This is a genomic window from Pantoea folii (assembly GCF_056678875.1).
Genome location: NZ_JBWXON010000019.1, coordinates 35,390 through 47,980 on the forward strand (window position 1 = coordinate 35,390; position 12,591 = coordinate 47,980).

Genomic DNA, 12,591 nt, shown 5'->3' on the forward strand with positions numbered 1-12,591 from the left:
CGCTTAGCGCGTAAATCTCACTACGCGGCTGCGATTGAGCACCAGCCGCACCTTGTCACCTTCACGCGCGATCACAAAACGTTTCTCCCAGGGGCCATCCTGCGCGGTGGCGAGCACGCGATCGCTGCCCAGCGATTGCAAACTGGCATGAATCGCTGCCGGACCGATGCCCATTACCAGGCGATCGCCCTCAATCACCATTTCGCTGCGCCAGGCATGTGCAAACCAGCGGCCTTGCAGATGCTCAAGGCTGGCGCTGTCCGCCTCTACCGGCACAAAACGGCGTGGAGCATGACCAATCTCACCGACAATCGCTTCACCATCATGGCGTAGCTTGATCGGGAAAGTGCTGGAGAGCGACACTGCATCGCCATGAGGATCGGCGCGCCACAGCGTTTCACCGGCACCCAGCCAGGTCGCGGTCACACCCTGAATTTCCAGCCAGTCGGCGGCGTTTTCTGCCACGTATAAGCCCGCCGTCAGGTCGTGCCCTTTTTCCGGCAGCGTGCGATTCAGCAGCGCCGCCATCACCCGCAGTGCACTTTCTGAGGTCGCCACATCTTCACGGTTGGCAACAATCGCCACGCCCAGCTTCAGCTCCGGATGCAGCAGGAAATAGCTTTTATAACCCGCATGCGAACCGCCGTGACCGAACAGCGTCTGGCTGCCCAGCGTGGAACTGGTGATACCCAGCCCGTAGCCGCTGGTACGGCCGTCATTGAGATGGCGTGGCGCGCTCAGGCGTTGCAGCACGCCCGCGCCGGGTCCGCTGTCCGCCAGCAGACTTTGCAGCCAGCGCGTCAGATGATTGACGCTACCGGTCACACTGCCCGAGGCGGAAAGGTGTAATCCAGCGCTGGAGAGCTGCCACTGCGCGCCGTTTTGCCAGTAACCCGGCACCAGTCCCGGCACGATATCGAACCAGGTTTCCGGCGCGACCAAACTGATATCCAGCGGCTCGCAGATATATTGCTGCAGCAGATCGTTGAACAGCACACCTTTGGCTTTCAGCGCCTCTTCCACCAGGCGGTAGCCGGTATTGGTGTATGAAATCTCGCTGCCGGGCGGATAGCTGAGATCGCCTTCCTGTGCGACAAAATCCAGCAGATCAGCAGCGCTGGTGGCGTTGTACACCGACAAGCCGAGCAGCGACAGGGTTTCACGCACGTCGGGCAAGCCGCTGCTCATGTCCAGCGCCTGGCCGACAGTGATCTGGCCGTTGGCGCCTGTAAGCTGCGGCAGATGCTGCACCAGCTTATCGTCGAGTTGCAGATAGCGACGGCCCGGCCCGGTGACCAGCGCGGCAAACAGATGCTTGGTAATCGAGGCAAAACGCACCACGCTGTCGGCGCTAAACGGCGTTTGTTGCGCCAAATCGGCCAGACCGGCACAGTGTGTCGAGTGAATATGATGGGCATCAAACAGGACTATCGCACCACCCGGTGCGCTGGGCTGCTGCCAGCCTTGTGTTATCTGCTGCGCCACCTCGGCGGCCTGTTGCCAGTTCGCGGTCATACTGGTACCTCCAGCGTCATGCTGAGATCGAAAAGTGGTGCGATATCAGCAGACTGTTGCCCGTTCGCGGTCATGCCGGTTCCTCCAGCGTCATGCTGAGATCAAACAGTTGAGCGGTATGCGGATGCTGGATGCGCCGCGCGCGTAAATCCTCCGCGCTCAGCTGCTCCACCATCTCACCGTGCTGCATCACCCCAATGCGCTGGCACAGATGGGTCACCACCGCGAGGTTATGCGTCACCATAATGTAGGTGAGTTTGCGCTCAGTGCGTAGATCGCTGAGTAAATTCAGGATTTCCGCCTGCACCGACACATCCAGCGCCGAAGTGGGCTCATCCAGTAGCAGCACTTCCGGCTCGGCAATCAACGCGCGGGCAATCGCCACGCGCTGACGCTGACCGCCCGAAAGCTGATGCGGATAACGGAAACGCACAGCGGCCGGTAAGCCGACTTCGCTCAGCGCCTGGCTGATGCGCTGTTCCGCGCGATCCAGTTGATGCACCAGCAGTGGCTCATGCAGGATGCGGTCGATGGTCTGACGCGGATGCAGCGAACCAAACGGATCCTGAAACACCATCTGCACCTGGCGATAGAACGCGCGGCTGCGTTTGGCGCCCAGTTCCATGCCGCCAAATTTCATGCTGCCTTGCCACTCAGCATTGAGTCCGGCGAGGGCGCGCAGAATGGTGGATTTGCCTGAACCACTTTCGCCGACCATGCCAAAGCTTTCGCCGTTGGCGACCGCGAAGCTGACGCCTTTCACTACCTGATGCGCACCAAAGGCGATGCGCAGGTTATCGATTTCAATCATGAAGCTGCCTGTAAATTCTGTGCGTTCGTTGAACGGTACGCATCCAGCGGGCGTAGAGTTGGACAACCGCGTTGAGGGGCATTGCGCTATTCCCGCCACGCCGCATCGCGCTGTAATACCGGTAAACGCTCGCGCGGATGTTTTAACGAAGGCAAACAGGCCAGTAAGCCGCGCGTATACGGATGCTGAGCCTGCTGTAACTGCCCGGCGTCCAGCAATTCGACAATGCGCCCGGCGTACATCACCGCCACGCGATCGCAAAAGTGCGACACCAAAGGCAGATCGTGGCTGATCAGGATCAACCCCATGCCGCGCGCGGAAACCAGATCGTCAATCAGCTTGAGGATCTCTGCCTGTACCGTGGCATCCAGCGCGCTGGTGGGCTCATCGGCGATCAGCAGTTCCGGATCCGGTGCCAGCATCATGGCAATCATCACGCGCTGGCCCATCCCGCCGGAAACTTCATGCGGATAGCGTTTAGCCACGGCGGCAGCATCACGAATTTTCACCTGCTCCAGCAGATCAATCGCCGCCAGCATTGCCGCTTTACGGCTGCCGCCTTTGTGCTCGCGCCAGGCTTCTGCGATCTGCTGGCCAATGGTCATCACTGGATTGAGTGAATATTTTGGGTCCTGCAGGATGAAGCCCACGCGTTTGCCGCGAATTTGACGCAGCACTTTTTCACTGGCGCCGCGCAGATCGATACCGTCAAAACGCAATACGTCGGCGGTTACTTCGGCATTACCCGGCAGGAGCTGCATCAAACAGCGTGCGGTCAGCGACTTGCCCGATCCGCTCTCGCCAACAATGGCAAACTTCTCGCGGCCCACGCTGAAACTCACGCCGCGTACTGCTTCAAAGGTTTCCGTGCGACTGCGAAAGGCAATGCGCAGGTTTTCAATTTCCACCAGCATTTAGCGCTCCTTAGGATCCAGCACGTCGCGCAGACCGTCGCCGAGAAAGTTAAATGCCAGTGAGGTCAGGAAAATGGCGATACACGGCATCAGCGGCACCCACCATTCGCTGAACAGGAAGCGGCGCGCGGTGGCAATCATGGTGCCCCATTCAGGCGACGGCGGTTGCGCGCCCATCCCCAGGAAGCCAAGGCTGGCGGCGGTGATGATGATGGAACTCATATCCAGCGTGACGCGCACAATCAGGCTCGGCACGCACAGTGGCATGATGTGGCGCAGGATGATGCGCAACGGCGAGGCACCGGTGAGTCGGCTAGCGGCGATAAAATCGCTGTGGCGGAACTGCATGGTTTCGGCACGCGCCAGACGCGCATACGGCGGCCAGGCGGTTAAGGCAATCGCCAGAATCGCGCTCTCCACGCCGGGTTTCAGCGCGGCCACAAACGCCAGCGCCAGAATCAAACGCGGGAAGGCGAGGAAGATGTCGGTGATACGCATCAGCGTCTTATCCACAATCCCACCGGCATAGCCCGCGATACAGCCAATCAGCAGGCCGAGCGGGGCGGTGAGCAGCACCACGGCGATCACCATGCCAAGCGTGGTGCGTCCGCCATAGATAATGCGCGTCCAGACATCGCGGCCCAACTCATCGGTGCCGAGCCAGTGTGCGACAGAAGGAGCCGCCAGACGGTTTTCCAGATGCTGTGCGCCTGGGTCAAACGGCGTCAGCCACGGTGCAAACAGCGCCAGTAATAGCATGACGGCGATGACCGCTAATCCTGCCATTGCCAGCGGGTTGCTGCGCAGGCTGAGCCACAAGCGATAGCGTCGGCCCCACACCGCCTGACGGCGATTGGCTGGCGTATCGTCCAGCAGCCAGTCACGAGAGAAGAAGATCATTTTACGCGTGGGTCCCAAAGTCGATAAAGAAGGTCAGCCAGCAGATTCAGCAGCACATATACGGTGCCGACCAGCAGCGTGGCACCGACCACCGGGTTCATGTCGGCGTTCATCAGCGAGGTGGTGAGATACTGGCCGAGGCCGGGCCATGAGAAGACGTTTTCGGTGACGACCGCGCCCTCCAGCAATCCGGCGTAGGTTAGCGCCAGCACCGTCACCAGCTGCACCGCCACGGTAGGGAAGGCATGCCGCCAGATCACCCGGCGCGATGACAGCCCTTTCGCACGCGCAGTGATCACAAATTCACCGCTCAAGGCATTGAGCATAAAGGTGCGCGTCATGCGCGTGATGTAGGCCATGCTGAAGTAGGCAAGGATCAAGACCGGCTGCGCCATGTGTGCCAGCGCATCCCAGAAGGCATCCGTTTCACCGGCGAGCAATGAGTCGATGGTGAGAAAGCCGGTGACCTGCGGCACCATATCCTGCCAGATGATATCTTGCCGCCCTGGCCCCGGCGCAATGCCGAGCACGGCGTAGAACACCAGCAGGCTCAGCAGCGCCAGCACAAACACCGGTAGTGAGTGTCCAGCGAGGCACACCACGCGAATGGTCTGATCGACCCACGTGCTTTGGCGCACGGCGGCCCAGACACCCAGCGGAATACCGACCAGCGCGGCGATAATAATCGCGGCAGTCGCCAGTTCCATGGTCGCCGGGAAGAAGCGCGCAATATCGGTGGTCACCGGGTTTGAAGTGAGAACCGATTTCCCGAGATCGCCGTGCAGCAGTTGATTGAGGTAGTGGCCGAACTGAATGTAGAGGGGCTGATCCAGCCCCATTTCCAGGCGCACGCGATCCACCACGGACTGCGGTGCGTTATCGCCCACCGCCGCCAGCACCGGATCGGTAGGCATCACCCGGCCGATAAAGAAGGTCAGTACAGAAAGACCAAACAGCGTCAGCACCAGGCTTCCCAGGGTGCTGACGATTTTCTTCAGTAAAGGCATCAGGCTTTTTTCACCTGATCGTATGGCCACTGCTCCAGTACCGTCATGTGCACATCTGAGATGTTTTTGCCGCACGCGACATTTTTGGTCTTCTGCATCATGTAGATGAACGGACTTTTCTCGCGGCCCAGCAGCTGAATCTGCTGATAGAGGGCAATACGCTTCGCCGGATCCGGCTCGTGCAGTGCCTGCTCAGTCAGTTTGTTGAACTCTTCATCTGACCAGCTGCAGCGCCATGCCAGCGTGCGGCTGCGGGCATTTTCGCTGTTGTCGGTATTCACGCAGAAGGCTTCGGTGTTGGAGTTCGGATCGAAATAGTCCGCGCCCCACACGGTCAGCGCCAGCTGATGCTGACGCGCACGCATCTTGGTCAACACCTGGCGGTTTTCGGCGGCAATCAATGACACTTTTATGCCAATCGCGCCCAACTGAGTCTGGATCGCCTGAGCAATATCGGGATACGGCTGCATTGAGTAGTGGTCGAGGGTGATCTCAAATCCATCGGGATAACCCGCTTCCGCCAGCAGCGACTTAGCTTTTGCCACGTCTTTATGGAACGGGGTGTCGTCCAGCGCTGCCGGGAAGCCGCTCGGCAGGAAGCTTTGATGAGTAATAAAGCTCATCGACAGAATGTTCTTCTGGATGCTGTCGTAATCCAGCGCCCACTTCAGGGCTTGCCACACCTGCGGCTTTTTCAGGTATTCATTATTGGTGTTGCAGGACATCAGCATGATGGCTGACAGCGACTGATTCACCAGCGACACGTTGCTGTCGTTTTTCACCTGTAGTAGCTGCTCGGTGGTGAGATCGTAGGCGGCATCCACGTCACCTTTCTTCACCATCAGCGCCTGAGCAGCCGGGTCAGTGATGTGTTTCAGGATTACGCGCTTAATCTTGCTCTTATCGGCATACAGCGGGCTGAGTTCCAGGATCACCGTTTCACTGGCTTTCCAGGTACGCAGGGTGAAGGCACCCGAACCGGCGCTGTGCTGTTTCAGCCACGCGTTGCCGAAGTCGTTGTTCTGCTGGTTGGCTTCACAGGCCTTCTTCGACACGATGCTGCCGACCGTGGCAGAGAGGCAATACAGCAGGAAGGTTTCAGCCGCTGGTGCACCGAGTTTCATCTCCACGGTATGCGCATCTTTCGCCGTGACCCTCTGCGTCACATTGTCTTTAGTGAAGCCAAACTGGTTGATAATAAAGGCCGGGCTTTTATCCAGCTTGACGATACGTTCAATCGAATAGGCGACATCTTCCGCCGTCAGCGGTGTGCCGTCGGCGAATTTGGCTGCCGGATCGAGATGGAAGGTGTAGGTGCTGTTATCGCTGCTGACATCCCAGCTTTTTGCTAGCTGGCCGATCACCTTGTCGGCTTTTTGTGGATCGGGCGTGACCAGGCGCTGGTACATGTTGCCGCAAATCTGGCCGCCGGTGGCTTCAAAGCTTTCATGGGGATCGAGGCTGGTGATGTTGTCCAGCTGCATCGCCATCACGAACATACTCGGTGGCGTATCAGCGAAGGCGGTGTTGAGACTCAGATAGGAAAAAGCAGGGACGGCGGCGCATCCTGCGAGAAAACGTCTTCTGGTTACCATGACAACTCCAACTTATTGATTAATAAAATTAAATTTAGTTATTTTGCTGTTTTTTGTCTTGACTTTCCCGCTGTGCGAGAGGATTAATAATGGGATTAAGTCATTTGTTTCATGCGTGAAGCCTTGCCTCTTTTTGGTGCAATTTGCCCCGCCAGCAGGCAGCGCTTGCGCTTTCTCCTGAACATGGAATCGATACAACATGTCTGACATCTTCAACATTCCGGTCTTTGACGGTCACAACGATGTGCTCAATAAACTCTGGCAACACCATCAACCCAACGCGGTGCAGGCCTTTCTGCAGGGCACTGGACGCGGTCAGATGGACCTGCCGCGTATCCGTCAAGGAAATATGGTAGGTGGGATATTTGCCACCTGGGTGCCGTCTCACCCTCTGATTGCAAGAAGTGCGCCAGACCTCTCAGATTTTCCTCAGGAAATTATTGGCGCTGCGCGTGATGCCACTTATTCGATGCTGGCGTTGCTGTTGCGGATTGAGCAGGCCTCTGAGGGACAAGTGAAAATTTGCCGCAGCGTGCGCGATATTCGTGACTGCATGGCAAAGGGCGTGCTGGCGGTGGTGATGCACGTGGAAGGGGCCGAAGCGCTGGATACCCATGGTGAATTGCTGGATATCTTGTATGCCAGTGGCCTGCGAACATTGGGGCCACAGTGGAGTCGCCCGAATCAGTTTGGTGAGGGCGTACCGTTCCTGTATCCGTCATCGCCGGATGTCGGCAACGGCTTAACGGCGGCGGGCAAGCAACTGGTGCGCGACTGTAATCAACGCCGCATCATGGTTGACCTGTCGCACATGGATGAGAAGGGCTTCTGGCATACCGCAGAGATCAGCGATGCGCCGCTGGTGGCGAGCCACTCCAATGCACATGTCATCAGTGCGCAGTCGCGCAACCTTACCGATCGCCAGCTGGCGGCCATTAAAGAAACCCACGGCTTTGTCGGCGTGAACTTCGCCGTGCCGTTCCTGCGTGAAGATGGCGATCGTCATGCGCCGACTACCGTGGATGCCATCGTGCAACACGTGGAGTACCTGCTGGAGAAAGTGGGGGAAGATGGCGTCGGCTTTGGCTCCGATCTGGATGGCGCCACCATGCCAGGCGACATGAAAGATGTGGCCGGTTTCCCGCTGGTGGTTAACGCGCTGGCGGCTCGTGGTTATTCGCGCGAACTGCTGGAAAAAATTTGCCACGGCAACTGGCTGCGCGTGCTCGAAGCGACCTGGGGCGAGTAACGATGCGATTACGACACATTGAAGTCTTTCAGGCGATTGTGCAGACCGGCAGCATCAGTGCGGCGGCGCGATTGCTCAATGTGTCGCAGCCGAATGTCAGCCGTGTCTTGACGCACGCCGAGCAGCAGCTGGGTTTTGCCCTATTTGAGCGCCGTGCGCAGGGGATGGTGGTCACGGCCGAAGGGCGCCGCTTGCTGCCGGAAGTGGAAGACCTCTACCAGCGTTTGCAGACCATTACGCAGCTTACCGAACAGTTGCGGCGCGGCGAAGGGCAGATGGTGCGTGTCGGTGCTGCCCATGCCTTTGGCCAGATGGTATTAGCGCCTGCATTGGTCAACTGGCGGCAACAGGCGGCATCGGTGAGTGTGGAGCTGGTGACCGAGCATTTCAGCACGCTGTGCCAGATGATCATGGATAATCAGCTCGATTTCGCGCTGGTATTTGGTCAGCAGGTGGATGCGGACTTGCTGGCCGAGCCGCTGTTTCAATCGTCGATGGTGGCGTTGTTGCCGCAGCATCACACTCATAACGACCCCGCCACGCTGGAGTGGCTGTGCGCCAATAATCTGTTGATGATGCAGAATCAAGACCCGCTTGGGCGCGTGTTGCATCGCGCTTTGCGTGACAAAGGCCTGGACCCGGCGGTGTCGCTGTCGATCAAAACCTATTCGGTGATTGCCGATATGGTGCTGGCGGGCGGCGGCGTGGGCGTGGTGGATCTGTTTACTGCTTGCCGGTATGCCGACCAGTTAAAGTTGCTGCCGGTGGCACAGCCGCTGCCTTTTGAAGTGATGCTGATCAGCCGCCGCGATCAGCCGCAATCGCAGTCAACGTTGCAGCTGAAGCAGGTGATCCGTAATAAGCTGTGGGAGATCGCGCGGCAGTGTGAAACGCGGTTTTTTACGCTTTAACGACTTGCGCAATACATTACGCCGCTACCAAAGTTGTGCACTTTGTCGTAGCGGCGCGATTTATCGCGCTATTGACGACTTACACCCCATCTGTAATCGGTTTACGCACCAGCAGCAGATACGCCAGCGCACCCACCACGGTGACGCCTGCACAAATCATCAGCGCCAGGCTGAATGACTTGGTGGTATCCAGCACCCAACCGGTGATCACCGGCGCAAACGAGGCAAACACAAAGCTGGCGAAGTTCTGGATGCTGCCCACCGATGCCGTCATACGTGCGGTAACGTTAGCGTGAATCAAGCCCCAGCAAGATGTCCCGGCAAAGTGAATGCAGAACAGCGCCATGCCAATCAGCGTCACTGCACTGGCGGTGTCTGTTGCACGGGTGACGAAAGTGGTGAAGGCTGCAGACAGCAGCATGCCGCTGACAATCGATACCTTACGCACTTTCACTGCATCCATTCCACGACGCACCAAGGCATCTACCACATAGCCGTTCAGCAACATGCCCGCGGCGCCAAACAGGAATGGAATCGCCGCCAGCAACCCGGTGCTTTTCAGATCCAGATGATAGGTCGATTGCAGATAACCCGGCAGCCAGGCAATGTAGAGCCACGCGGTGTAGTTGATGCCGCTGAAGCCAATCATCATGCCCCACATGGTGCGCTGCTTGAACAAACCGCGCCATTCGGCAAAGCTTAGCGGCTCTTTGCGTGATGCCACGCTGCCCGCTTGCAGGTAGTGAATCTCTTCGCCGCTCAGTTGGCTGTTATCGCGATTGCGGTACATCAGATACCAGCCAATGGCGAGGAACATACCCAACACGCCGATGGTCACGAACATGCCGCGCCAGCCCATTACCAGCATCATCGCTGCCAGAATCGGTGGCGCAATCGACAGGCCAATCATCGACGCGGCGTTAAACATCCCCATCGGCATGCCGCGATCTTTGATGTTGAACCAGTCGTTGATCACCTTAACGCCGCACGGGTTCATCGGCGCTTCACCGATGCCCAATCCGATGCGCACCAGCACAAACTGGGTGAAGTTATGCACCAGACCGGCAGCGGCCTGGAACAGTGACCAGACAAACATGCCAAGCGCCAGCATGATGCGCGGTCCTTTCCGATCCAGCAGTGCACCACATGGCAGCTGCGCTAAGCCGTAAGCCAGCGAAAACGCCGACAGCAACACGCCGATCTCGGTGGCCGATAAACCCAGTTCTCCACGAATGGTCATATTGGCCACTGACAGCGAGCTACGATCGAGATAGTTGATGATGGCCGCAAACAGCAGCAACAACATGGCGGTAACCTGAATCTTCTTAATGCGCGGTGAGCGCACCACGTCACCGCGTGCCGGGACAAAGTCTTGCCCGTCTACTGCGGATGTTGGCGCGGCGTCACGGCCACGTGCAGATGTATTTTCCATTGCAACCTCCCAGGTATGGGGTCTTATCGTTATCGAGGGTTGGGGTCCTGCGGCAGCGAAACGGTGCTGCCACAACAGATTGCTTTGGAGACTAGAAGTAAACCGGTTGGGATGTTGCGAGGATGTTTCAGATTCGTGCGGGCGCTTCAGAATTGTGGTTTTTAATCGGTTTTTAATTGTACTGACGAATACAGCGAATCATCGACGATTTAGCTGTACCGAGATGGTTATGTAACGCGCACAGGGCTTCAACATCCCGGCGGCTAATTAGCGCAGTCAGAATCGCCATATGCTCCTCCAGTGCCACGATGTTACGTTGCTTTAAATCCGTTTCATCCCATTGATAATGCGAATGAAAAATCACTGAGATGATTTCCAGTGACTGATTGAAGAACGGGTTGTTCGCCGCCGACAGAATCAGCGTATGCATCTCTTTATCCAGCGCGGCGAAGTGGCGATAGTTACTGGCGATGGTGTCGCGCATGGCACGGTGACGATCCAGCAGGTCGCGCGCCTGAATCCAGCGCTCATCACTGGAGGGGAGGTTGAGAAAGCGGGTAAGTGCATGTGTTTCCAGCATTTCCCGCAGTTCGAACAGGTTTTCAGCGTAGCGTTGATCAAACTTTTTCATGCGCCAGTGACCCCGCTTCACCGGTTCCAGCAGGTCGTAACGCATAAACCGCAGCAGGAACTCTCGCACCACTACCGGACTGGCCTTGACCTGTTGTGCCAGTTGCAACTCACTAAAACTGTCGCCGGGCATCAGCTGACGCTGGTTAATCAGATTAAAAAACGCCTGTTCAAACAGACGCGCTTGCTGATCGATTGGCGGCGTTAACGCGCTAAAACCATCCTCTTCGCTGGGATCGCGCACGATAACGTAAGTTTCTTCAACTTTATCCAGTACGCCGCGCTCATGCAGATGCTGCAGGGTATGGCGCACGGTGGTGCGGCTGATATTGAACATTTCCGCCAGCGCGGCTTGCGGTGGCAGCGGAGATCGGATGTGGCGTTTAGCGATGCCTTCCAGCATTTGATTGATCACGTTCTGGCGTAAATTCAGGCTTCGGCTCATGCGCTTCTCCGGTTTTTTATTTATTAAAAACCACACAAAGCCCAAAAAAAGGGCGCTGCCTCACACTTCAGCATGTGCAAACGGCGCGGGTGGCTGATTTTCGCCAAAACTGCGACATCAGCACAGGAGAAGCCCATGACAACAATGAAAACCCTGGTGGTTGCCGAGCCGCGCAATATGGTGTGGCAGCAGCGTGAGAAACCAACTCCGGCCGAACAGGAGGTTGTGATTAAACCGATTGCCGCCGGGATTTGCGGCACCGATATTCATGCCTGGGCGGGCAATCAGCCGTTCTTTAGCTATCCACGCGTTCTGGGCCATGAGCTGTGTGGCGAAGTGGTGGAGCTGGGCTGTCGGGTAACGGATTTCAAAGTAGGGCAGCGCGTGGCGCTGATTCCCTATGTTTCCTGCCAGCAGTGCGATGCCTGTCTGAGTGGTAAAACTAACTGCTGCGAGAATATTTCGGTAATTGGCGTACATCAGGATGGTGGCTTCTGCGAGTTCCTCAGCGTACCCGCCAGCAACCTGTTAGCTGTTGATGATGTGGCGCCGGAAGCGGCGGCACTGATCGAGCCTTTTGCGATCAGTGCGCATGCGGTACGTCGTGCGGCGGTGGCAGCGGATGAGCAGGTGCTGGTGGTCGGTGCCGGACCGATTGGTTTAGGTGTAGCCGCGATTGCGGCGGCCGCGGGCGCGCAGGTAGTGGTGGCCGATACCAGCGAACCGCGACGTGCGCATGTCGCAGAAAAGCTGGGGCTCGCGACTCTCAACCCGATGGCAGAAGATTTCGAAACCACGCTACGTGCAGAGTTTGGTGGACGTCTGGCGGCAAAGGTGATTGATGCGACCGGCAACCCGGCGGCGATGAACGGTGCGGTGAAGCTGATTCGTCATGGCGGCACCATCGTGTTTGTCGGTCTGCACAAAGGGGATTTGGTGATCCCGGATATCGAGTTCCATAAACGCGAAACCACCTTGATGGGCAGTCGCAATGCCACACACGAAGATTTCGCGAAAGTGGGCGAACTGATGGCTTCGGGTCAGCTTCGTGCCGATATCATGCTGAATCGGCATTATGATTTTTCCACCCTGGCGGAGACCTTTGAGCCTGAGGTGATTAATAATCGTGAGCTGATCAAAGGTGTGATTCATTTCGCGAGGTAGTCGGTGCGCATTGCTGCG

At 57.5% G+C, this 12,591-nt stretch carries 11 protein-coding genes; 3 read left to right on the forward strand and 8 right to left on the reverse strand.

Annotated elements, in window-relative coordinates:
• Positions 1–3 precede the first annotated feature (3 nt).
• The 6 genes from AC1MDE_RS20040 to AC1MDE_RS20065 all read right to left on the reverse strand — a co-directional run bounded on the left by AC1MDE_RS20040 (position 4) and on the right by AC1MDE_RS20065 (position 6,742).
• Positions 4–1,515, reverse strand: coding sequence for a serine hydrolase domain-containing protein (locus AC1MDE_RS20040; RefSeq protein ID WP_480345043.1), 1,512 nt, complete (start codon positions 1,513–1,515; stop codon positions 4–6).
• A 70-nt stretch (positions 1,516–1,585) separates the two neighbouring features.
• Complete coding sequence (locus tag AC1MDE_RS20045; protein WP_034819947.1) at positions 1,586–2,326, reverse strand: ABC transporter ATP-binding protein; 741 nt, start codon at positions 2,324–2,326, stop codon at positions 1,586–1,588.
• An 86-nt stretch (positions 2,327–2,412) separates the two neighbouring features.
• Positions 2,413–3,240, reverse strand: a complete 828-nt coding sequence (locus AC1MDE_RS20050) for an ABC transporter ATP-binding protein (protein ID WP_034819944.1) — start codon at positions 3,238–3,240, stop codon at positions 2,413–2,415.
• A complete protein-coding gene (locus tag AC1MDE_RS20055) occupies positions 3,241–4,140 on the reverse strand; it encodes an ABC transporter permease (protein ID WP_058960683.1) in 900 nt (299 codons plus the stop codon).
• Positions 4,137–5,147 (reverse strand): ABC transporter permease, encoded by a 1,011-nt coding sequence (locus AC1MDE_RS20060; protein WP_034819940.1) that lies wholly within the window; start codon positions 5,145–5,147, stop codon positions 4,137–4,139. The genes AC1MDE_RS20055 and AC1MDE_RS20060 overlap by 4 nt, the downstream gene beginning before the upstream one ends.
• The gene (locus AC1MDE_RS20065; RefSeq protein WP_480345044.1) at positions 5,147–6,742 is read right to left on the reverse strand and encodes an ABC transporter substrate-binding protein; all 1,596 of its coding nucleotides are present in this window, start codon (positions 6,740–6,742) and stop codon (positions 5,147–5,149) included. Before AC1MDE_RS20065 ends, AC1MDE_RS20060 begins: the two co-directional genes overlap by 1 nt.
• Positions 6,743–6,941: 199 nt before the next feature.
• Between AC1MDE_RS20065 and AC1MDE_RS20070 the strand changes: the two genes are divergently transcribed.
• Positions 6,942–7,991, forward strand: a complete 1,050-nt coding sequence (locus tag AC1MDE_RS20070) for a dipeptidase (RefSeq protein WP_480345045.1) — start codon at positions 6,942–6,944, stop codon at positions 7,989–7,991.
• 2 nt (positions 7,992–7,993) lie between these two features.
• A complete protein-coding gene (locus AC1MDE_RS20075) occupies positions 7,994–8,902 on the forward strand; it encodes a LysR family transcriptional regulator (RefSeq protein ID WP_058960679.1) in 909 nt (302 codons plus the stop codon).
• Positions 8,903–8,981: 79 nt separating this feature from the next.
• Here AC1MDE_RS20075 and AC1MDE_RS20080 read toward each other — a convergent pair whose 3' ends face one another.
• Both AC1MDE_RS20080 and AC1MDE_RS20085 read right to left on the reverse strand, forming a co-directional pair.
• Complete coding sequence (locus AC1MDE_RS20080; RefSeq protein WP_058960678.1) at positions 8,982–10,334, reverse strand: MFS transporter; 1,353 nt, start codon at positions 10,332–10,334, stop codon at positions 8,982–8,984.
• Between the two features lie 172 nt (positions 10,335–10,506).
• Positions 10,507–11,409, reverse strand: a complete 903-nt coding sequence (locus AC1MDE_RS20085) for a GntR family transcriptional regulator (protein ID WP_058960677.1) — start codon at positions 11,407–11,409, stop codon at positions 10,507–10,509.
• Positions 11,410–11,544: 135 nt separating this feature from the next.
• Between AC1MDE_RS20085 and AC1MDE_RS20090 the strand changes: the two genes are divergently transcribed.
• The gene (locus AC1MDE_RS20090; RefSeq protein WP_058960676.1) at positions 11,545–12,573 is read left to right on the forward strand and encodes a zinc-binding alcohol dehydrogenase family protein; all 1,029 of its coding nucleotides are present in this window, start codon (positions 11,545–11,547) and stop codon (positions 12,571–12,573) included.
• The last annotated feature ends 18 nt before the right edge of the window (positions 12,574–12,591 follow it).

Coding starts and splice junctions, on each gene's coding strand:
- AC1MDE_RS20040 (WP_480345043.1), bottom strand. CDS start 1,515: ATGACCGCGAACTGGCAACAGGCCGCCGAGGTGGCGCAGCAGATAACA.
- AC1MDE_RS20045 (WP_034819947.1), bottom strand. CDS start 2,326: ATGATTGAAATCGATAACCTGCGCATCGCCTTTGGTGCGCATCAGGTA.
- AC1MDE_RS20050 (WP_034819944.1), bottom strand. CDS start 3,240: ATGCTGGTGGAAATTGAAAACCTGCGCATTGCCTTTCGCAGTCGCACG.
- AC1MDE_RS20055 (WP_058960683.1), bottom strand. CDS start 4,140: ATGATCTTCTTCTCTCGTGACTGGCTGCTGGACGATACGCCAGCCAAT.
- AC1MDE_RS20060 (WP_034819940.1), bottom strand. CDS start 5,147: ATGCCTTTACTGAAGAAAATCGTCAGCACCCTGGGAAGCCTGGTGCTG.
- AC1MDE_RS20065 (WP_480345044.1), bottom strand. CDS start 6,742: ATGGTAACCAGAAGACGTTTTCTCGCAGGATGCGCCGCCGTCCCTGCT.
- AC1MDE_RS20070 (WP_480345045.1), top strand. CDS start 6,942: ATGTCTGACATCTTCAACATTCCGGTCTTTGACGGTCACAACGATGTG.
- AC1MDE_RS20075 (WP_058960679.1), top strand. CDS start 7,994: ATGCGATTACGACACATTGAAGTCTTTCAGGCGATTGTGCAGACCGGC.
- AC1MDE_RS20080 (WP_058960678.1), bottom strand. CDS start 10,334: ATGGAAAATACATCTGCACGTGGCCGTGACGCCGCGCCAACATCCGCA.
- AC1MDE_RS20085 (WP_058960677.1), bottom strand. CDS start 11,409: ATGAGCCGAAGCCTGAATTTACGCCAGAACGTGATCAATCAAATGCTG.
- AC1MDE_RS20090 (WP_058960676.1), top strand. CDS start 11,545: ATGACAACAATGAAAACCCTGGTGGTTGCCGAGCCGCGCAATATGGTG.